General features: G+C 72.3%; 15 protein-coding genes. 10 read left to right on the top strand and 5 right to left on the bottom strand.

From position 1 onward, the window contains the following. The first annotated feature begins 76 nt into the window (after positions 1-76). Genes AB0M16_RS19780 through AB0M16_RS19770 form a run of 3 tightly spaced genes read left to right on the top strand, consistent with a single transcriptional unit; the run spans position 77 to position 3,605 of the window. Entirely contained in the window at positions 77-1,753 is a 1,677-nt protein-coding gene (locus tag AB0M16_RS19780) for an FAD-dependent oxidoreductase (RefSeq protein ID WP_365344534.1), read from the top strand. Beyond that, positions 1,750-3,255, top strand: a complete 1,506-nt coding sequence (locus AB0M16_RS19775) for an ATP-binding protein (RefSeq protein WP_365344532.1) — start codon at positions 1,750-1,752, stop codon at positions 3,253-3,255. Before AB0M16_RS19780 ends, AB0M16_RS19775 begins: the two co-directional genes overlap by 4 nt. Further along, a complete protein-coding gene (locus AB0M16_RS19770) occupies positions 3,252-3,605 on the top strand; it encodes a UBP-type zinc finger domain-containing protein (RefSeq protein ID WP_365344530.1) in 354 nt (117 codons plus the stop codon). The genes AB0M16_RS19775 and AB0M16_RS19770 overlap by 4 nt, the downstream gene beginning before the upstream one ends. A 148-nt stretch (positions 3,606-3,753) precedes the next feature. On the opposite strand, the gene AB0M16_RS19765 is transcribed toward AB0M16_RS19770, so the two are convergent. Next, positions 3,754-4,347, bottom strand: coding sequence for a hypothetical protein (locus AB0M16_RS19765; protein WP_365344528.1), 594 nt, complete (start codon positions 4,345-4,347; stop codon positions 3,754-3,756). A gap of 282 nt (positions 4,348-4,629) precedes the next feature. Between AB0M16_RS19765 and AB0M16_RS19760 the strand changes: the two genes are divergently transcribed. Then, complete coding sequence (locus AB0M16_RS19760) at positions 4,630-6,030, top strand: protein kinase (RefSeq protein WP_365344526.1); 1,401 nt, start codon at positions 4,630-4,632, stop codon at positions 6,028-6,030. A gap of 18 nt (positions 6,031-6,048) precedes the next feature. Here the strand turns inward: AB0M16_RS19760 and AB0M16_RS19755 are convergent, their stop codons facing one another. Then, positions 6,049-6,786: a helix-turn-helix transcriptional regulator gene (locus AB0M16_RS19755; protein ID WP_365344524.1), complete on the bottom strand. Its 738-nt coding sequence runs from the start codon at positions 6,784-6,786 to the stop codon at positions 6,049-6,051. A gap of 54 nt (positions 6,787-6,840) precedes the next feature. On the opposite strand from AB0M16_RS19755, the gene AB0M16_RS19750 reads away from it, so the two are divergent. After that, positions 6,841-7,725, top strand: coding sequence for an MFS transporter (locus tag AB0M16_RS19750; protein WP_365344522.1), 885 nt, complete (start codon positions 6,841-6,843; stop codon positions 7,723-7,725). Here AB0M16_RS19750 and AB0M16_RS19745 read toward each other — a convergent pair. The 3 genes from AB0M16_RS19745 to AB0M16_RS19735 all read right to left on the bottom strand — a co-directional run bounded on the left by AB0M16_RS19745 (position 7,691) and on the right by AB0M16_RS19735 (position 11,667). Next, entirely contained in the window at positions 7,691-9,169 is a 1,479-nt protein-coding gene (locus tag AB0M16_RS19745; protein ID WP_365344520.1) for a glutamate-cysteine ligase family protein, read from the bottom strand. The two genes, AB0M16_RS19750 and AB0M16_RS19745, sit on opposite strands and share 35 nt — an antisense overlap. Positions 9,170-9,400: 231 nt before the next feature. Beyond that, positions 9,401-10,699 carry an MFS transporter gene (locus tag AB0M16_RS19740; protein ID WP_365344518.1) on the bottom strand — a complete coding sequence of 433 codons (1,299 nt, stop codon included), beginning with the start codon at positions 10,697-10,699 and terminating at the stop codon, positions 9,401-9,403. A gap of 122 nt (positions 10,700-10,821) precedes the next feature. After that, positions 10,822-11,667, bottom strand: coding sequence for a GntR family transcriptional regulator (locus AB0M16_RS19735; protein WP_365344516.1), 846 nt, complete (start codon positions 11,665-11,667; stop codon positions 10,822-10,824). Positions 11,668-11,912: 245 nt separating this feature from the next. Between AB0M16_RS19735 and AB0M16_RS19730 the strand changes: the two genes are divergently transcribed. From AB0M16_RS19730 to AB0M16_RS19710, 5 genes are all read left to right on the top strand, one after another. Beyond that, a complete protein-coding gene (locus AB0M16_RS19730; protein WP_365344513.1) occupies positions 11,913-13,193 on the top strand; it encodes an extracellular solute-binding protein in 1,281 nt (426 codons plus the stop codon). Positions 13,194-13,195: 2 nt separating this feature from the next. After that, positions 13,196-14,116 carry a sugar ABC transporter permease gene (locus tag AB0M16_RS19725; RefSeq protein WP_365344511.1) on the top strand — a complete coding sequence of 307 codons (921 nt, stop codon included), beginning with the start codon at positions 13,196-13,198 and terminating at the stop codon, positions 14,114-14,116. Further along, the gene (locus tag AB0M16_RS19720) at positions 14,113-14,943 is read left to right on the top strand and encodes a carbohydrate ABC transporter permease (RefSeq protein WP_365344509.1); all 831 of its coding nucleotides are present in this window, start codon (positions 14,113-14,115) and stop codon (positions 14,941-14,943) included. The genes AB0M16_RS19725 and AB0M16_RS19720 overlap by 4 nt, the downstream gene beginning before the upstream one ends. A gap of 68 nt (positions 14,944-15,011) precedes the next feature. After that, positions 15,012-16,592 (top strand): beta-N-acetylhexosaminidase, encoded by a 1,581-nt coding sequence (locus AB0M16_RS19715; protein ID WP_365344507.1) that lies wholly within the window; start codon positions 15,012-15,014, stop codon positions 16,590-16,592. A gap of 128 nt (positions 16,593-16,720) precedes the next feature. After that, positions 16,721-18,169, top strand: a complete 1,449-nt coding sequence (locus tag AB0M16_RS19710; protein ID WP_365344505.1) for a cellulose binding domain-containing protein — start codon at positions 16,721-16,723, stop codon at positions 18,167-18,169. The last annotated feature ends 49 nt before the right edge of the window (positions 18,170-18,218 follow it).

Genomic DNA, 18,218 nt, shown 5'->3' with positions numbered 1-18,218 from the left:
ATCGAACATACGATGGGCGGGAGCCGGCGCAGCAAGGCGGACGGCCGCCGGCCGGAGCAGGCAGGGCGGAACAGGCATGGCACAGGGCACCGACGCGGCGCGGATCGTCATCCTGACGGTGGACGACGACCCCGGAGTCTCCCGCGCGATCGCCCGCGACCTGCGGCGTCGCTACGGCGGCGGCTACCGCGTGGTACGCGCCGAATCCGGTGAGTCCGCGCTGGAGGCGCTGCGCGAGCTGAAGCTGCGCGGCGATCTGGTGGCGGTGATCCTCGCCGACTACCGCATGCCGCAGATGAACGGCATCGAGTTCCTCGAACAGGCGCTGGGCATCCACCCGGGGGCGCGACGGGTCCTGCTCACGGCGTACGCCGACACCAACGCCGCGATCGACGCGATCAACGTCGTCGACCTCGACCACTACCTGCTCAAGCCGTGGGATCCGCCGGAGGAGAAGCTCTACCCGGTCGTGGACGATCTCCTCTCGGCCTGGCGGGCCAGCGACTACCGGCCGGTTCCCGCCACCAAGGTCGTGGGGCACCGCTGGTCGGCCCCGTCCTCGCGGGTGCGCGAGTTCCTGGCCCGCAATCAGGTGCCGTACCGCTGGTACTCGTCGGACGAACCGGAGGGGCAGCGGCTGCTGGCGGCGGCGGGGGCCGACGGTCACCGGCTGCCCCTGGTGGTCACTCCGGACGGCACGCCGCTGATCGAGCCCGAGGCGCCCGAACTGGCCGCCCGGGTCGGGCTGGCGACCACGCCGGCCGCCGAGTTCTACGACCTCGTCGTCATCGGCGGCGGCCCGGCAGGACTCGGCTCGGCGGTGTACGGGGCTTCGGAGGGACTGCGTACGGTGCTGGTCGAGCGGTCGGCGACCGGTGGGCAGGCCGGCCAGAGCTCCCGCATCGAGAACTACCTCGGCTTCCCGGACGGCGTGTCCGGTGCGCAGCTCACCGAACGCGCCCGCCGTCAGGCGAGCCGTTTCGGCGCCGAGATCCTCACCGCCCGCGAGGTCACGGGCCTCGAGGTGAACGGTGCGGCGCGCGTCGTGCGCTTCTCCGACGGCTCGGCGGTCGCCGCGCACAGCGTGATCCTGGCGACGGGAGTGTCGTACCGGCAGCTGGGGGCGCCGGGCTGCGACGACCTCACCGGTCGCGGGGTGTACTACGGCTCCTCCCTCACCGAGGCGTCCTCGTGCGAGGGCCAGGACGTGTACATCGTCGGCGGCGCGAACTCCGCCGGGCAGGCGGCCGTGTTCCTGGCGCGGGGCGCGAAGTCGGTGACCCTGCTGGTGCGCGGCGAGTCGCTGACGGCGTCGATGTCGTACTACCTCGTCCAGCAGATCGAGGAGTCCTCGAACATCACCGTGCGGCCCCGGACCGTCGTCGAGGAGGCGCACGGTGCGGAGCACCTGGAACGGCTGACGCTGCGGGACGCCGTGACCGGTGCCACCGAAGTCGTCGACGCGCAGTGGCTGTTCGTCTTCATCGGCGCGGCCCCGCTGACCGACTGGCTCGAAGGAACGGTGCTGCGGAACGAGGACGGCTTCATCCTGGCCGGTCCGGACCTCACGCCGGACGGAGGGCCGCCGCCCGAGTGGGAGCTGGACCGGCCGCCCTACCACTTGGAGACCAGCGTTCCCGGAGTGTTCGTGGCGGGCGACGCGCGCGCCGAGTCGGCGAAGCGCGTGGCGTCCGCCGTGGGAGAGGGAGCCATGGCCGTGATGCTCGTCCACCGCTACCTGGAGCAGTCATGAGCACATCGGGCATGCCCTGCGACCCGCACGAGATCGGCTCGTTGTTCCTCTTCGAGAAGCTCTCCCCCGAGCAGCTCGGGCGGCTCTGCGCCGAGGGGAGGATGGAACGGTTCGAGCCGGGCCCGGTGTACACCGAGGGTGAGCCGGCCACCTGCTTCTACGTGATGGTCGAGGGCACCGTCGTCCTGTACCGCCGGGTCGGCGGCGACGACGTGGAGGTCAGCCGCACCTCGCAGCGCGGCGTCTACGCCGGGGCCATGCAGGCGTACCTGGGCGACCGGGTCCCGCAGACCTACGTCAACACGATGCGGGTGACCGAGCCCACCAGGTTCTTCGTGCTGCCCGCGCAGTCGTTCGCGGACATCATGCGGGAGTGGTTCCCGATGGCGGCGCACCTGCTCGAAGGGCTCTTCTTCGGCTCCAAGAACACCCAACGCGCCATCGGCCAGCGCGAACGCCTGCTGGCACTCGGATCGCTGTCGGCCGGACTCACGCACGAGCTCAACAACCCGGCCGCGGCCGCGGTCCGGGCCACGGCGGCGCTGCGCGAGCGGGTCGGCAAGATGCGGCACAAACTGGCGATCATCGCGCAGGGCCCGTACTCCCGGGAGGCGCTCGCCGAGCTCATCGAGATCCAGGAGCGCACCGCAGAACGCGTCGCCAAGGCCCCGGTCCTGACCCCGCTGGAGGCCTCCGACCGCGAGGACGAACTCATCGACTGGCTGGAGGAGCACGGCTTCCCCGAGGGCTGGCGGATCGCACCCACCTTCGTCCAGGCCGGCCTCGACACGGAGTGGCTGGAGCAGGTCGCGGCGACCGTGGCCGAGGACATCCTGCCGGGCGCGATCGGCTGGCTCAACTACACGGTCGAGACCGAGCTGCTGATGGACGAGATCGACGACTCCACCACGCGCATCTCCCATCTGGTGGACGCGGCCAAGCAGTACGCCCAGCTCGACCGCGCCCCGCACCGCGACGTCGACGTCCACGAGCTCCTCGACAGCACCCTGCTGATGCTGTCCGGCAAGATCGGCCCTCGCGTGCGGGTGGTCAAGGACTACGACGGTTCGCTCCCCCAGGTACCCGCCTATCCTGCGGAGCTCAACCAGGTGTGGACCAACCTCATCGACAACGCGGTGGCCGCGATCACCGCCACCGGCGGCGAGGGCACCCTGACCGTCCGCACGGCGCGGGAGGGCGACCGGCTGCTCGTGGAGTTCCGCGACACCGGACCCGGCGTCCCCGCGGACATCCGCGACCGCATCTTCGACCCCTTCTTCACCACCAAGCCGGTCGGCGAGGGCACGGGCCTCGGCCTCGACATCTCCTGGCGGATCGTCGTCAACAAGCACCACGGCAGCCTGCACGTCGACTCCGTGCCGGGCGACACCCGCTTCCAGGTGCTGCTGCCGCTGACGGATGCGGACGTGGACGTGGACGTGGACGCTGACGCGGAATCGAAATCGGATACGCAACTCACGAGTGCCGAGGAGCCCGCATGACCGAGATCGACGGCATCGACCCGACCGTCCCGCCCAGCGGCACCGTCTGCACGGAGTGCGAAGCCGCGGGCGGCTGGTGGTTCCACCTGCGGCGCTGCGCCCAATGCGGTCACGTCGGCTGCTGCGACTCCTCGCCCGCCCAGCACGCCACCGCGCACTGGAAGGCCTCCGGGCATCCCCTGGTGCAGAGCTTCGAACCGGGCGAGGAGTGGTTCTGGAACTACGCCACCGACGTCCTCTACGAGTCGGGCCCCGCACTGGCCCCGCCGACGGGCCACCCGGCCGACCAGAAGGCCCCGGGACCGGCCGACCGTGTCCCGCGGAACTGGCCTGACCTGCTGCACCGCTGAGGACGACCACCCGTCACCGGTGTCCGTCGGCACACGTCGGCCCTGCCCCGCGACGGTGCCCCGGGCCCCGCGGGCCGTCTGACGGCGGTTCACGGGTTCGGGGACCGCCGGCCGCGGCGCGCCCGCCGCTGCCGGCCATCCCCAGAGGTCAGCGGTTCAGTTGCCGGTAGTGGGCGAGACGCGCGCCGGCTGCCTGCTCGCTCATGCCGAGGAGTTCGGCGAGACGCGCCATCGGGAGCACGTCGGCGGCGCGGGTGAGGAACAGGGCGGCGACGGGACCGGTGGACGCCACGATGGACTCCAGCGCGTCGGCGGCCTTCAGGGCGATCAGCGGGGCGTCGTCGAGAAGCGCGTCCATGCGGTCGCGGACCTGGGTCAGCAGGGCGGCGACGTCGTCGGGGAGCGCGACCGCCCGGGCGGCGACCTGGTCCATGTGGTCGTCCCGGTCCCGCTGCGGGCCTGACGTGTCGTGGGCATCACGGTCGCCGCTGCGGACGTGCTCCCGGTCGATGGCGCAGGTGGGCTCACCGCGCCGGCCGCACGCACACCTCCCGTGCGTCGACGTGGCTGCCGGCCCGCAGGCCGTGCCGTCACAGCCGGACCGGTCGTACGGCTCGGTGACGTGCCCGCCGCTCCCGACGCTGGCGGAGACGGGCGGGCTCGGCGACTCGCTCCCGCCCGGCGGCAGCACGCCCGCCGTGCCTTCGTGCGACTCGTGTCCCCTTCGTACCCAGGGCGACATCACGGGTTCCTCCGTCTCGTCGTCGGCAGGCTGTTCCTCACAGCCGGGCTCCACGATGCAGAGGGCGGACGGCACTCCGCAGGCGAATGAGGCATATGCCGTTGGCATTTGGTTGCGCGCCGCGCGGGCGCGCGCCCCCTCCACGGGGCCGCTCCGCCGCCGGAGCGCAGTCGCGCCCGTCCGACAGGTTCCCGATCACGGACGCACCTCGGCGTACGGAGTCGGTTTCCCGCCGCCACCTGCGTCATACTGGCGGCTCAACACAGGGGAGACGGGCAGCACATGGAGCACTGGGCGGGCGGAGCAGCCCTTCCCGAACGGATCGGCGCGTACGCCGTCGAGCGGGTGCTGGGCGCCGGCGGGATGGGCACCGTCTATCTCGCTCGGTCGCGCGGCGGACGGGCCGTGGCCGTGAAGGTGGCGCGTCCGGAACTCGCGTCCGACGCGCACTTCCGGGAGCGGTTCCGTGCCGAGGTCGCGGCCGCGCGCAGCGTGGGCGGCTTCCACACGGCGCCCGTGGTGGACGCCGACCCGGAGGCGGCACTCCCCTGGCTGGCCACGGCGTACGTCGCCGGTCCGACCCTCGCCGCACTGCTCGAGGCCGAGGGGCCGATGGACGAGGCACGGCTGCGGCAGTTGGGCGCGGCGCTCGCCGAGGCGCTGGGGGCGATCCACGGCTGCGGTCTGGTGCACCGCGATCTGAAGCCGGGCAACATCATCATGGCCGCGGACGGACCGCGGGTCCTCGACTTCGGGATCGCGCGGGCGTTGGAGTCGAGTCGTCTGACCGCGACCGGCACGGCGTTCGGGACGCCGGGGTTCCTTGCGCCGGAGCAGGCGATGGGGCAAGAGGTCAGCGGCGCCGCGGACGTGTTCGCACTGGGTGCGGTGCTCGTCGCCGCGGCCGGCGGCACCGCGTTCGGCACGGGTACGCCGATGGGCCTGATGTACCGGTCGGTGCACGAGCCGCCGGACGTGACCGCGGTGCCGGGCGGGCTGCGGCCGATCGTGGAGTCGTGCCTCGCGAAGGAGCCCGGCGCCCGGCCGACGCCCGAGGCGCTGCTCGACCGGTTCGCGCCGCAGGCCGCCCCCTACACGCCGACGGTGGTGGTGCCTCCGCCGCCCGCCTACGCGCCGTCCGACGCGCCCGTGCAGCCGCAGGCCGTCCAGCCCCCACCCGTCCCGCCGCACACCGGATCGCCGTACGCCGTCCCTCCTCACACCGCTCCGCCGCACACCGGATCGCCGTACGCCGTCCCTCCTCACACCGCTCCGCCGCACACCGGATCGCCGTACTCCGTCCCTCCTCAGCCCGTCCCGCCGTACGCGGTCTCGCCGTACGCCGTCCCCCCGCACCAGGCTCCGACGTCCGGCGGACCGACGGGCACCCCTTCACCCGTCGTGCCGACCGACGCCGACCCGTCCTTCATGGCGGTCGATTCGAAGGCTTCCCTCGTCATCGACTCCGCGGGCGTCTCGCTCGGCTCCGACGCCGGTGACCTCCACCTGACCTGGCCCGAGATCAGAACCGTCGACTACCGTCCCTGGGGCCCGAAGCACCTCCTGGTCACGCTGCACCTGCACAACGGCATGGCCCACCAGTGCCTGATCGCCGCCCGCAGACGAGCCCGTCTGCAGCAGTGGCTGGAGGACCTGCCGCTGATCCTCGCGTGCTTCCTCTGAGCGAGAACCCCGTCCACCTCAGGAGCGGGAGCCCGGTGTGTGGCCGAACGTGCGGCGGAAGACGTCGATGAAGGTGCTGGCGGACGACCATCCGCACCGGTGGGCGACCACCGTGACGGGGGTGTCGTCGGCCAGGAGGACCAGCGCGTGGTGGAGTCTGATCTGGGTGCGCCACTGCGGATAGGTCAGACCGAGGTCGGCCCCGAGGCGCCGGGAGAGGGTGCGCGCGCCGGCCCCGATCTGACGGCCGAGTTCGGGCAGGGAGCGGTTGTCGGCCGGGTCTGCGCGGAGGATGTCGTGGAGTTCCCGGAGCAGCGGGTCCGTGGGGGTGGGCAGGTGCAACGGCTGCTCCGGGGAGGTCGTCAGCTGGTCGAGCATGACGGCGCGCAGGCGTCGGCGTCGCGGGCTCTCCTCCTCGGGGGTGCGGGTGTAGGCGACGATCAGCTCGCGCAGCAGGGGGCTGACGGCGAGGACGGCCGGCTGTGCGAGGCCGAGCGGATTGTCCGTGGCGGGCAGACCGACGAGGTGCAGGTCGAGTTCGCCGTGGGCCTGGTGCCGGTGGACGGTGCCGGCCGGGATCCAGATCGCGCGGGTGGCGGGGGCGACCCAGGAACCGGCGTCGGTGGTGACCGCGACGATGCCGTGGCTGGCGTAGACGATCTGGTGGTCGTCGTGGCGGTGGGCGTCGATCTCGCCGCCTGACTCCAGGCGCTGGGTGCGGGTGGGCGCGACGGGTGTGTGGCGGATCTTCTGCATTGTCTGTCATTTTATCGAAAGTGCGCCGGGCGGTGGACTCCGCAGCATGGGGGCGTGCGAAGGAATACATCCCTCTCTCTGCTGGCTGCGGGCCACGCCTGTGTGGACGTCTACCAGGGCGCCGTGGCGTCGCTGATCCCGTTCTTCGTGGCCGAACGCGGCTACGCCTATGCCGTCGCCTCGGGCATCGTGCTGGCCGCCTCGCTGCTGTCGTCGGTGGCCCAGCCCGTGTTCGGCGCGCTCACCGACCGGTGGGCGATGCCGTGGCTGCTGCCGGTCAGCACGCTGCTGGGTGGGGTGGGCATCGCGCTGAGCGGCGTGAGCGGCTCCTACGGGCTCACCCTGGCGTTCGTGGCGATCTCCGGGATCGGCGTGGCGGCGTACCACCCCGAGTCGGCGCGGGTGGCCAGGCTGGCCGCCCAGGGCAGCCACCGCGCCATGAGCTGGTTCTCGCTGGGCGGCAACATCGGCTTCGCGCTGGCGCCGGTCATGGTCTCCGCCGCGATCGGTGACGGCTCGCTGAGCCGGACACCGGTGCTGGCCCTGCCGGCCCTTGTCGGTGCCGCGCTGTGCGTGCCGGTGCGGCGCATGGCGGGCGGCCGTCGGACCGGCGCGGCCACGGCGTCGAAGGCCCTGCGCCCCGCCGACGACGTGGCCTCGTTCGTGAGGTTGTCGCTGGCCGTGGTGTGCCGCTCCGTGGTCTTCGTCGGGTTGAGCACGTTCGTCAGCGTGGGCGGACTGGTGAGCCCGCTGCTGGGCAGGCTGGCCGACGCCGCCTCTTTGCAGGCTGCCCTGGCACCGCTGATCGCCATGCCCGCACTGAGCTGGCTGCTGTTCCGCACCCTTGAGGAGCCGGACGTCCCCGATCCCGGTCCCTCGCGCCCTCCAGGACGCGGCGCAGGGGTCAGTCCACCGGCCACGTATGGGAAGGGGCGTTGATGTGCATGTACTCGGTGTACTGGCGGGTCATGCGGCGCAGGGCCTCGTGGCGGTCGAGGTGGGCGATGTCGTGGAGGTGGTGGAACATCTCCGACTGCCAGACGGCTCCGTTGCGAGCGGAGACGCAGCGTTGCTCGATGATCCCCAGCAGGGGTTCGCGCCAGTCGGAGTCGAGGCCCAGGCGTTCGAGGCCGCGGTGGGCGAGCGGCAGCAGGCGGCGCAGGACGAGTTCGGTGACCGGCACCTGGCCCATGCCGGGCCAGTAGAGCTCGGCGTCGATGCCGCGCCGGGCGGCCATGTGGAGGTTGTCCTCGGCGGCGGAGAAGGACATGCGCGTCCAGACGGGGCGGTCCTCGTCGACGAGGGCGCGGACGAGCCCGTAGTAGAAGGCGCCGTTGGACAGCACGTCGGCGACCGTGGGGCCGGCGGGCAGGACCCTGTTCTCGACGCGGAGGTGCGGGACGCCGTCGACGACGGCGTACACGGGGCGGTTCCAGCGGTAGACCGTTCCGTTGTGGAGCGAGAGTTCGGCGAGTTGGGGGATCCGGCCCTGGTCGAGGGTCTCCGCGGGGTCCTCGTCGTCGATGAGCGGCAGCAGTGCCGAGAAGTAGCGGGCGTTCTCCTCGAAGAGGTCGAAGACGCTGGTGATCCAGCGTTCGCCGAACCAGACCCGGGGCCGGACGCCCTGCACCTTGATCTCGTCCGGGCGGGTGTCTGTGGCCTGCTCGAACAGGGGGATGCGGGTCTCGCTCCACAGTTCCTTGCCGAAGAGGAAGGGCGAGTTGGCGGCCAGGGCGACCTGGACGCCGGCGATGGCCTGGGCGGCGTTCCAGTGGTCCGCGAACTCGTCGGGGGCTACCTGCAGATGGAACTGCGTGCTGGTGCAGGCGGCTTCGGGGGTGATCGTGTCCGCGTACGTGCGCAGGCGCTCGACACCGTCGATCTCGATGAGCAGGTCCTCACCGCGTGCGGCGAAGATCTGCTCGTTGAGGAGGTGGTAGCGGGGGTCCTCGGACAGGGCGGAGTGGTCCACGTCGGTGCGTTCGAGGGTCGGCAGGGTGCCGATCATGACGAGGTGTGCGCCGACGGACGCCGCTTTCGCCTCGGCGTGGTCGAGGGCGTCGCGGATCTCGAGCTCCCAGGCGTCCGGGCCGCCCGTGGTGAGCTGCCGGGGCATGATGTTGATCTCCAGGTTGAACCGGCCCAGCTCGCTCGCCCAGGCGGGATCCGCGATGGCGGCCAGGACCTCCGTGCTGCGCATGGCGGGCCGGCCGGCCTCGTCGACGAGGTTCAGCTCGATCTCGAGCCCGACCTGTGGCCGGTCGATCTCGAAGCGTGACTCGCGCAGCATCCGGGCCAACACGTCCAGACAGCTGTGCAGCCGATCCCTGAAGCGGCGACGGTCGTCACGGGTGAACTCCTGCGCCGGTACGTCGCGGCCCATCGGATCCTCCCGCGTCTGGTCGGCACGGATCCTGCATACCCTCAGCGTGCCACCGAGCGGGCTCTCACGACCACCGCGACGGGGCCCGCACCGGCCGCGCGGGCGGGCGGGCGCGGGCGGGCGGGCGCGGGCGGGCGCGGGCCCGGGCGGGCGCGGGCGGGCGCGGGCGGGCGCGGGCCCGGGCGGGCGGGCGCGGGCGGGCGCGGGCGCGGGCGGGCGGGCGCGGGCGGGTCAGTCCTGGCGCACCGGGCGGCGCAGCAGGTATCCGGCCGCCGGGACGATCAGGAGCAGCATCGTGGCGATGAAGACGAGGCCGGCGCCTTCCAGGCCGAGCGGGTCGGCGAGGAGACCGACGCCGATGACCGGGACGGAGATACCGGTGTAGGCGACGACGAACAGGGTGGAGATGACCGCGGCGCGGTGGTCGGCCGGGGCGGCCTGCGCGACGGCGGAGAGGGCGGCGCGGAAGGCGAGGCCCTGGCCGGTTCCGCCGACGAGGGCGGCGAGGACGACGAGGACCAGCAGGTCGGCGTACAGCGCCCCGGCGAGGAGCAGCAGGCCGGCGAAGAGGACGGCGCAGCCCAGGGGAAGGGAGCGGGCGACTCCGACGCGGGTGACGGCGAGCTGTCCCGCGGTGGAGGCGAAGAAGGCGAGCGCGACGACCAGGCCGGACACGGCGTGGTTGTCGACGTCGAGGTAGCGGGCGAGGAAGGCGGGGCTGACGGAGGTGAACACGCCGAAGAGGGCGAATCCCACGAAGGACGCGATCGCGGCCGGCACGAACACCGCTCTGACCTGCGGGGGCAGGGCCGGGCGCTGGGGGCGTACGGCGGTGAGGGATCGCGGCTCCCGTACCGTCTCGGGGAGCCGCAGGAGGACGAGCGCGGACACGGCCACCAGGGCGAGGTGGACGGCGAACGGCAGGAGCAGCGGTTCGGCCGCGTACTCGGCGAGGAGGCCCGCGAGGAGCGGGCCGCAGCCGAGGCCGCCCATGTTCGCGGCGGTCGCGACGAAGGTCGCGCGTGAGGCGCCGCCGGGCGGGGCCAGTTCCATGACGTACGCGGTCGCCGCGCCGGTGAACAGCCCGGCCGAGAGGCCGGAGAAGAGCCGGCCCGCGTACAGCCAGCCGAGGGCGGAGGCGCTCAGGAAGCAGACGGCGCTCGCGGCGGCGAAGCCGAGGCCCCAGAGCAGGGCGGGGCGTCTGCCGATGGTGTCGGACGCGTTGCCGGCGAGCAGCAGGACGCCGATGACCCCGAAGGCGTACACCGCGTACACGACGGTGACCGTGAGCTCGGAGAAGCCGAACTTCTCCTGGTAGAGCGGGTAGAGCGGGGTCGGGAGCGTCGTGCCGGCCATGCAGACGACGAAGACGGCTCCGGCGAGGAGGCAGTGGAGCCAGCCCTTCCCGCCCCGGCGGGCGGAGTCGTCCTCCGCCGCTGTCTCCGCCGCTCGGGCTCCGGCTCCCGCCGCCGCTCTCGCTCCGGATGCCGCCGTCGCCGCCTCACCGTCGCCATCGCCGTCATCGATCATGACGTCGACCGTAACCCCGTGGTCCGTCCCGTACCCGTCGCGGCTCACCGGCGGGCGGGGGGCGTCGGCGCGCGTCGCGGCGGCGGGATGCGCCGGACCGGCCGTCTTCGGGAGGCCGCCTGTCACAGACCGTGCTGGACGACCCCGCGGGTGGAGAACGGGACCGGGTCTCCGCCGGTGAAGTCGCCGGGGGGGATGCCGGGGTGGTGGCCCGTGGTCGGCGGCGGCGTGGGGGTGCCGGGGCCCAGGGCCAGGCGGGAGACGATGCGGTAGCGGTCGCCCCGGTAGAGGGAGTGGACGTATTCCACCGGGCGGTGGTCGGTGTCGGTGGTGAGGCGTTCGAAGAGGAGCGCCGGGGAGAGTTCGGGCACATCGAGCAGCTCGGCCTCGGCGCGGGTGACGACGGTGGGCTCGATCGACTGCACCCCTTCGCTCACGTGCACGCCGTGCCGGTCGCGCAGGTGCTCGTAGAGGTCGCCCTGCTCCAGTTCCTCACTGGTCAGGTCGGGGACCAGGTCCGCCGGGACGTGGAGGTGCTCGATGGCCATCGGGGAGCCGTCGACGAGCCGGAGCCGGGCCACGTAACGGATCTCGGCAGCCGGCGAGACGCGCAGCTTGCGGCCCACACGGGCGCCGGCGGGCAGGGTGCGGAACTCCAGGAGTCTGCTGGTCCACACCCCGCCGGCCTGGGGAAGGCTGAAGGCGTGACGGTCGGAGATCAGCTCCTGGGTGATCTTCTCCTCGGCGACGAACATGCCCCGGCCGTGCTCGCGCACCAGTAGTCCCGCGACCACGAGTTCGTCGACCGCGGCACGCAGGGTGGGGCGCGACACGCCGAGTTCCGCGCACAGGGAGCGCTCGGACGGGATCGCGTCGCCCGGGCGCCGGGCCTCGACGAGTTCGAGGATGGCGTCGCGGACGCGCTCGCGCTTGAGCATCGCACCGGAGGCGGCGGCGTCGATCTCCATTCGGGTCCTCGTTCGTTCGTCGTCGGTCCAGCTCCCGGAACGGGCACTGGTCATCCTAACTGGTCACCTGGTCAAGGGACTAGAGCCCGCGATCACCACTCCTGGTCCAGCCAGGAGCGGCCGAGCTCGGCCTAAATCCGGCTTGAACCAAGGGACTTGACGACCCCATTGGTCTATGCCACCTTCATCCCCGCGACAACTGGTAAGCAACCAGTGGTCAACTGGTCAACTTCTCGAGGTGAACCGTGAAGCACCGCTCCCCCGCCCTGCTCGGCGCCCTGCTCCTGAGCGCCGGGCTCGTCGCCTGCTCCTCCCCCGGCACCACGACCGACGGCGCGTCGGGCGGCGCCTCGGGCGGGAGGACCACCCTCGACGTCTGGCTGATGCGCGACAGCGTCTCGGCGGCCTTCCAGAAGGAGTTCGAGGCCGGGTTCGAGAAGGACCATCCGGAGGTCGACCTGAAGATCCAGATCCAGGAGTGGGACGGCATCGGGGAGAAGGTCACCGCCGCCCTCGCGGGGAACGACGCCCCCGACGTCATCGAGGTGGGCAACACCCAGGTCGCCCAGTACGCCCAGAGCGGCGGTCTCACCGACTTCACGGACAAGGTCGCCGAACTCGGCGGCGACACCTGGCTCAAGGGCCTCGCCGAGCCGGGCGCGTACGAAGGGAAGCAGTACGGCATCCCCTACTACGCGGCCAACCGCGTCGTCGTCTACCGCACCGACCTGTTCCGCGCGGCAGGTGTCGACGCCCGGCGCATCACGACGCGGGAGCAGTGGATCGCCGCGACGGAGAAGCTCAACAGGGCCGGCACGCAGGGCATCTACCTGCCCGGACAGAACTGGTACGCCCTGTCCGGGTTCATCTGGGACGAGGGCGGTAACCTCGCGGTCCGCACGGACGGCCACTGGAAGGGCGGGCTCGACAGCCCGGAAGCCCTGCGCGCCATGGCCTTCTACCAGCGGCTCCAGTCCCTGGGCAGGGGTCCGAAGGACTCCGACGAGGCCCAGCCGCCGCAGGCCGAGGTGATGGCCAAGGGGCAGATCGCACAGATCATCTCCGCTCCCGGCGGCGCCAACGTGATCGTCCAGAACAACCCGGCCCTGAAGGGGAAGCTGGGCTTCTTCCCGATCCCCGGGAAGACCGCGGACACACCGGGCGCCGTCTTCACCGGCGGCTCCGACCTGGTCGTGCCGGCCGCGGCCGAGCACCAGAAGGAGGCCTACGCCTTCATCAAGGACCTCACCGGCGACACCTGGCAGACCAGACTCGCGACGGCGATGAGCTACGTGCCCAACCGCACGACCCTGGCCGCCGCCGTCTCCGCCGATCCCGGTGCCGCCGCGATGGCGGTCGGCGCCGCCCACGGGCACGCGACGCCGAACACCCCGCAGTGGGCGGCGGTCGAGGCCAAGAACCCGATCAAGGACTACATGACGGCCGTGCTCACGGGCGGCGACGCGCGCACCGAGGCCGCCAAGGCGGCACAGGCCGTCACCACGACGCTGAACAGCGGTTCCTGAGCATGGCCCGCCGCACCGCGCACCGCGCGGGCGGCCCGGGCTCCCCCTGGGCCTACCTCCTGATCGCCCCGGCCGTCGTCGGCATGCTGTACCTGCTGCTCTATCCGCTCGCCCGCGCCGTCCTGATCTCCTTCCAGGACTTCCGGCTCCGTCAACTAATTCTGGGTGACACCGAGTTCGTGGGCCTGCGGAACTACGAGACGCTGCTGTCGGACCCCCGGTTCTGGGAGGTCGTCCGCCGCACCTTCGCCTTCATGGGCGTCAACGTGCTCGTCATCATGGTCCTGTCCACGCTGGTCGCCCTGATGATCGAACGGCTGGGCCGCCTCGGCAGGACCGCCGTCCTCAGCTCGTTGGTCCTGGTGTGGGCGGTGCCGGTGGTGGCCGCCACCACCGTCTTCCAGTGGCTCTTCCACTCGGAGTTCGGCATCGTCAACGAAGCGCTCACCGGCCTCGGTCTCAGCTCCTTCGAGGGCTACCCCTGGTTCGCCCACGGCGGCGCCTCGTTCGCCATCGTCGTGGTGCTCGTCGTCTGGCAGTCGGTGCCCTTCGCGGCGATCACGCTGTACTCGGCGCTGACGACCGTACCGGTGGAGCTCTACGAGTCCGCACGGATGGACGGTGCCGGCGGTGTGCGGATCTTCCGCTCGGTGACCTTCCCGCTGATGCGGCCGATCTTCATGCTCGTTCTCTCCCTGGAGGTCATCTGGACCTTCAAGGCCTTCGTCCAGATCTGGGTGATGACCCGCGGCGGGCCCGGCGACGCGACGACCATCCTGCCGGTGTACGCCGTGCAGACCGCCCTCGCCCGGCAGCGCTACGACCTCGGCTCCGCGGCCTCGATGCTCACGGTGCTGCTGATGAGCGGGGTCCTCGTCCTCTACTTCCGCCAGTTGTTCCGTCAGGAAGGGGAAAACCTGTGAGCCCCGCACTGCGCCGGCTGCCCCTGCGCGCGGCGGCCGGCCTGACCGTGGTGGTCTGCCTCTTCCCCGTCTACTGGATGGTGGCGACCGCGTTCCGGCCGTCGCGCGACATCCAGTCGTACGAGCCGCGCCTGATCCCGCGGGAATGGACCCTCGACCACTTCCGGCGGGCCGTCGGGGCGGACGGATTCGCCCTGTTCTGGCGCAACAGCGCCCTGGTGACGCTCGGCGCGGTCCTGCTGGCGCTCGTGGTGGCCCTCGGCGCCGCCTACGCGGTGGCCCGGCTGCGCTGGCGGGGCCGACGGCAGTTCATGCTGGCGGTCTTCCTCGCCCAGATGGCCCCGTGGGAGTCGCTGGTCATCCCCGTCTACATCATCTCCCGGGACACCGGGATGCTCGACCGGCTGCCCACCCTCACCCTGGTCTACTTCATGATCACTCTGCCCTTCACCGTGGTGGTGCTCCGCGGCTTCATCGCCGGCATCCCGCCCGAACTGGAGGAGGCGGCGCAGGTCGACGGCTGCACGCGCGTCGGCGCCTTCCGGCGGGTCGCGTTCCCCCTGCTCGCGCCCGGCCTCATGGCGACCTCCCTGTTCGGGTTCATCACCGCCTGGAACGAGTTCACCTACGCCAACTTCCTGATCATCAAGCAGCAGGACAGCCGGACCCTGCCGGTGTGGCTCTCCTCCTTCCAGTCGACCTTCGGCACCGACTGGGGCGCGACCATGGCCGCCTCCACCCTCTTCGCCCTCCCCGCCCTCGTCGTCTTCCTCGCGCTGCAGCGGCACGTGACCTCGGGGCTCGCGTCCGGAGGGGTCAAGGGCTGACTCCCGGCCCCGCCGCCCCGCCCACCGTCACCTCCCGCCGTCCCGACACATCACCGGAGACACGCCCCGTGGAACCTCCACGCCCCGAACACGCCCTCGTACCCCGCCCCCGCAGGCTCTCCGTGCGCCCCGGTCGCTTCCGCCTCGACGCCGCCACCCGGCTCCGTGTCACTCCCGGCGCCGAGCCCGCCGCCGAACTGCTGCGCGGCTGTCTGGAGCCGGCCCTGGGACGGCGCCTGGAGCACGCACCGGACGGGGCGTTCGTCCTGGCCGTCGACCCCTCGCTCACCGGCCTCGGCCAGGAGGGGTACGGGCTGACCGTCGGCCCCCAGGGCGTGCTGCTGCGCGCGGCCCGTCCCGTCGGCCTGCTGCGTGGCGTGCAGACGGTGCGTCAGCTCCTCCCGTACGACGCCCTGTCGGCAGATCGGCCGAGGACCGGCAGCCCGGCCGGCCTCGACCTGCCCGGGGTGGAGATCACGGACGTGCCGCGGCACGCGTGGCGGGGCGCGATGCTCGACGTGGCCCGGCACTTCCAGCCGGTGTCGTACCTGCGCCGCTACGTGGACCTCCTCGCGCTGCACAAGCTCAACGTGCTGCAACTGCACCTGACCGACGACCAGGGCTGGCGGATGCCGGTGGCGGCGTACCCCCGGCTCACCGAGGTCGGCGGTCGGCGGGCCGAGTCGCCGGTCGGCCCCGCGGGGAGCGAGCGCTTCGACGGCCGGCCGCACGCCGGGGCGTACACGCGGGCCGAGTTGACGGAGCTCGTGGCCTACGCGGCCGGGCGGGGCGTCACGGTGGTGCCGGAGATCGGTGTGCCCGGCCATGTGCGCGCCGCGCTCGCCGCCCACCCCGAGCTGGGCAACCGGCCCGAGCGGCGACTCGACGTCTGGACGCGGTGGGGCGTGTGCCCGAACGTGCTGGGCGTCGGCGAGCACGTCCTGGACTTCTTCCGTACGGTCCTGGACGAGGTGATGGACGTCTTTCCCTCCCCGTACGTCCACATCGGGGGCGACGAGTGCCCCACGACGGAGTGGGAGCACAGCCCGGCCGCGCTCGCCCGCGCGGCCCGCGAGCACCTGTCCGGCCCGCGGGACCTGCACGGCTGGTTCCTGGGGCGCGTCGCCGGCCATCTGGTCCGGGCCGGGCGGCGGCCCGTGGCCTGGGCGGAGACCGGCACGACACTCCCGCCCGAGTGCGCGGTGATGAGCTGGCGCGAACCGGAGCACGCCTGGGCGGCGGCGCGTCGTGGCCACGAGGTCGTGTACGCCGACCACCGCACGACGTACCTGGACTACGCCCGCGGTGACGGCCCGCTGGAGCCGCCCGCGCAGCCGGGCCGGGTGACCGGTCTGCGGACCGTGCACGCCCTCGACCTCACGCCTCCGCCCTCGGAGCCCGAGCTCGCGGCCCGGGTGCTCGGCGCGCAGGGGCAGTTGTGGACGGAGTTCGTCACGACGCCGGAGCACATCGAGTACCTGAGCTTTCCCCGGCTGTGCGCGCTGGCCGAGAGGGTGTGGAACCCGGCGGCCGACTGGACGGACTTCCGTGCCCGCCTCGGCGGGCACACGGCGCGGCTGGACGCACTCGGTGTTCCGCACGCGACGCCCCCGCGCCTGCCGAAGACGACGGCGCAGGCGCCCGCATGACCGCCTCCCTCCCCCGGCCCCACCGGCCCCACCGGCCCACCGACCTGACCGACCTCCGCTGCGATCCGCCGTGCACCACCCCCCTCCGCTCTCCCGCAGGAAGCGGGAGCACCGAAAGGAACCCACGGATGAGTACGCGTCCCACCGCTCGCCCCCTCGGCCGTCGCTCGCGCGCGGCCCTCGCCCTCACCGCTCTCCTGGGCAGCGCGGCACTGGCCACCCTTCCCGTGACCACCGCCTCGGCGGCCGGCGAGGGGCTCGCCGTGCAGTACCGCACCAGTGCCGGCGGCAGCACCGCCGACCAGAGCGAGCCCTGGTTCAAGGTCCGCAACACCGGCTCCTCCTCCGTCCAGCTGAGCCAGGTCAGGATCCGGTACTACTTCAAGGCCGACTCCCCCGGCGCCACGTACCGATTCGCCTGCTCCTGGGCGGTCAAGGGGTGCTCCGCCGTCACCGGCACCTTCGGCACGCTCGGCAAGCCGACCGCGACGGCCGATCGCTATCTGGAGATCGGTTTCACCGCGGCGGCGGGCTCCCTGGCGCCGGGCGCGGACACGGGTGACATGCAGCTGCGCTTCTACCAGTCGACGTGGCAGCCCCTGAACCAGAGCGACGACTACTCCTTCGGCGGCGGCCAGACCTCGTACGCCGACTGGACCAAGGTGACGGCCCAGGTGGACGGGACGACCGTCTGGGGCGTCGCGCCCGAGGGCAACGACCCTACCGAGCCGACCGACCCGCCCACGGACCCGACGGACCCGCCGGGCGGCGGCCGGACCCTGTTCGACGACTTCTCGTACGGCTCGTCCGCCGATCCCGCGCTCGCGGCCCACGGCTGGAGCGTGCGCGCGAACTCCGGTGGTCCCGGGGTGCCCGGAGCCACGTGGGACCCGTCGAAGGTCACCTTCTCCGCCCAGGGCGGCGGCACCGTGATGAACCTGGAGACCTCCACCGCCGGGACCGGCGAGTCGACGCGCCACACCGAAGTCCTCACCAAGGCGACGAAGTTCAAGAACGGCACGTACGCGGCCCGGGTGAGGTTCTCCGACGCCCCGAAGTACGGACCCGACGGCGACCACGTCGTCCAGACCTTCTTCACCATCAACGACCTGAAGGCCCCCATGGCCGACGACTACGCCGAGTACGACTTCGAGTACCTGCCCAACGGAGGTTGGGGCGAGCCGGCCGCCATTCTCTACACGACCTCGTGGGAGACCTACAACCCGGACCCCTGGCAGGCCGTCAACCAGCACAGCGAGAGCCGGCAGAGCTTCGCCGGCTGGCACGACCTGGTGGTGACCATCGACAACAGCGTGATCACCTACTACGTCGACGGCCGACTCTTCGGGACGCACGGCTCCGCGTACCTGCCCGAGCGACCCATGTCGATCAACTTCAACCAGTGGCTCATCGACCTCAACGGCCAGACCTCGACGTCCCCGCGCGCCTACGACCAGCAGGTCGATTACGTCCTCCACGTCAAGGACCAGGTGCTCACCCCGGCCCAGGTGGCGGCGAAGGTCGCCGCCTACCGGAGCGCCGGCACGGCCTTCGTCGACGAGGTCCCGGCCTCCTGACGGGTCTCCGGCCGCCGGTCCCGTGCCCCGCACCTGCTCCCGGTGCGGG

This window comes from Streptomyces sp. NPDC051921, assembly GCF_040680975.1.
Lineage (GTDB): Bacteria > Actinomycetota > Actinomycetes > Streptomycetales > Streptomycetaceae > Streptomyces.
The sequence above is the reverse complement of the archived record's forward strand: the minus strand, read 5'-3'. Positions and strand labels throughout refer to the sequence as shown.

Coding starts and splice junctions, on each gene's coding strand:
- AB0M16_RS19780 (WP_365344534.1), top strand. CDS start 77: ATGGCACAGGGCACCGACGCGGCGCGGATCGTCATCCTGACGGTGGAC.
- AB0M16_RS19775 (WP_365344532.1), top strand. CDS start 1,750: ATGAGCACATCGGGCATGCCCTGCGACCCGCACGAGATCGGCTCGTTG.
- AB0M16_RS19770 (WP_365344530.1), top strand. CDS start 3,252: ATGACCGAGATCGACGGCATCGACCCGACCGTCCCGCCCAGCGGCACC.
- AB0M16_RS19765 (WP_365344528.1), bottom strand. CDS start 4,347: ATGTCGCCCTGGGTACGAAGGGGACACGAGTCGCACGAAGGCACGGCG.
- AB0M16_RS19760 (WP_365344526.1), top strand. CDS start 4,630: ATGGAGCACTGGGCGGGCGGAGCAGCCCTTCCCGAACGGATCGGCGCG.
- AB0M16_RS19755 (WP_365344524.1), bottom strand. CDS start 6,786: ATGCAGAAGATCCGCCACACACCCGTCGCGCCCACCCGCACCCAGCGC.
- AB0M16_RS19745 (WP_365344520.1), bottom strand. CDS start 9,169: ATGGGCCGCGACGTACCGGCGCAGGAGTTCACCCGTGACGACCGTCGC.
- AB0M16_RS19740 (WP_365344518.1), bottom strand. CDS start 10,699: ATGATCGATGACGGCGATGGCGACGGTGAGGCGGCGACGGCGGCATCC.
- AB0M16_RS19735 (WP_365344516.1), bottom strand. CDS start 11,667: ATGGAGATCGACGCCGCCGCCTCCGGTGCGATGCTCAAGCGCGAGCGC.
- AB0M16_RS19725 (WP_365344511.1), top strand. CDS start 13,196: ATGGCCCGCCGCACCGCGCACCGCGCGGGCGGCCCGGGCTCCCCCTGG.
- AB0M16_RS19710 (WP_365344505.1), top strand. CDS start 16,721: ATGAGTACGCGTCCCACCGCTCGCCCCCTCGGCCGTCGCTCGCGCGCG.